Origin of the sequence: Trichlorobacter sp., assembly GCF_030247655.1 — a bacterium.
In the GTDB taxonomy this organism is placed as follows: Bacteria; Desulfobacterota; Desulfuromonadia; order Geobacterales; family Pseudopelobacteraceae; genus Trichlorobacter.
On sequence record NZ_JAOTRZ010000350.1, the window covers coordinates 1 to 1,787 of the forward strand.

The 1,787-nt window shown below is 42.0% G+C and carries 2 protein-coding genes; both read right to left on the reverse strand.

The features are described from left to right. Positions 1-615: DNA replication/repair protein RecF (gene recF, locus OEL57_RS16570; RefSeq protein ID WP_300742033.1), on the reverse strand; the 615-nt coding region annotated here is incomplete at its 3' end. Positions 616-622: 7 nt separating this feature from the next. After that, on the reverse strand, positions 623-1,741 hold the full coding sequence (dnaN, locus tag OEL57_RS16575; protein ID WP_300742034.1) for a DNA polymerase III subunit beta: 1,119 nt from the start codon (positions 1,739-1,741) through the stop codon (positions 623-625). Between the last annotated feature and the right edge of the window lie 46 nt (positions 1,742-1,787).

Below are 1,787 nucleotides of genomic sequence, written 5' to 3' on the forward strand. Positions count from 1 at the left end.
ATACTTTTGTTGCAGCAGTTGATTCAGTCGATCAGTGTAGCGTTGTCGATGTTCCATTAACCTGATGCCGGCTGTTGCCAATTGCTCAGTCCAGAGATCCAGCACTTCCTGTTGATTGGTCTTAAGCAGGGCATTACGTTGCTTAAGAATGCGGTAGTAACTGTGATAATCCTGCAGAAAACCTGCATCGCTGGCATACAGTGATCGATCAAGATAACGTCGCCTGGTTTCCGGCCCCAACTTAACCATGGCGGTATCATCAGGTGAAAAAATAACAACAGCCAGTTTACCATGCAGATCAGCTGCCCGTTGTATTGCCTTGTTATCAATCGTTACCCGGCGGGTTGTATGTTCAAGCTGTAGCGAAATATCACTTTCAACGCCGACTGTCAGCACTAAACCCCGTACAGACGCTGTCTTGCAGCCATGACAAATAAGATCCGGTACCTTGGCTGAACGGAAGGGCCGCGCATTTCCCAGTAGGTACAAGGACTCTAAGAAATTTGTCTTTCCCTGACCGTTACGACCATACAGGACCGTGAGATGCCTTGCAGGTTGAATGCAGGTTGTTTGTATATTTCGGTATTGCTCAAGCCATACCTGTTTCAAAAACACGTTAAAACTAGAGCCTCATTGGCATAATAACCGCTAACAGTTCGTCATCTGATTCAGGTGTCACAATTGAAGGGGATAGTTCATTTTTAAATTTCATCAACACATACTGACTTTCAGAAACCATTAAAACATCCAGTAGATAACGGGCATTAAAACGTACTGAGAATGGGGTACCATCATACTGAACATCAAGTTCTTCCATGGCATCGCCCAGTTCCGGATTGCTTGATGATATTTTGACCCCGTTTCCTTCAATCTCCAACATAATCCCCTTAAATTTTTCGCTGGACAAAATAGCCATCCGCCGAACTGCGTGGATCAACTCTTCTCTGGGCGCCTTGACAATCTGATCGTTGGCCGCTGGAATTACCCGCGTGTAATCAGGAAATTCTCCATCAACCAAGCGCATAACCAGCGTAGTATCACCTTTTTTCAACACAGCACTGCTATCAACAAAGCCGAACTGCAGTAGTCCATCACCTTCATCAGTGATCTTTTTTATTTCGTAAATACCTTTTTTAGGAAGTATAACTCCCTTTAATAGTTCTGGATTTGCACTGCCGCTGAATACACCTGAAGCTATTGAAAGTCTGTGTCCATCAGTTGCAACCATCTTTAAAACCTGGCCGTTTTCTGTTGGCTCAACCCTGGTGAAAATTCCGTTAAGATTGTATTTTGTTTCATCATTACAAATGGCGTAAGAAGTTTTTTCAATCATTTTTCTTAGCAGTGACGCTTCAAGTTCAAGTAGTTGTGCGTCTTTTACTGAGGCTACGGCAGGAAATTCATCTGAAGGTAATCCAACGATATTAAAACGTACTTTGCCGCAAGTTATTTCTACCCAGTCATTTTCTTTTGAAATAAAGGTGATTTCCTGATTTGGAAGCTCTTTTACAATTTCGTACAGTTTTTTTGCACCAACCGTAATTTTACCATCTGTTTCAACTTTAGCTGGATAGGTACCTTTGAGACCAACTTCAAGATCCGTTGCAACTATCTCAAGTGAATCGCCTTGTGCTTCGATTAAGATATTCGAGAGAATCGGCATTGAGGTTCTTTTTTCCACAATTCCTTGTACTTTTTGCAATGCCTTTAGAAAGGTGTCTCTGTCTATTTTAAAGTTCATGTTAGACTCCTTCGTTTTCTAGGTAGTTCATTTAATAGTATTTAAA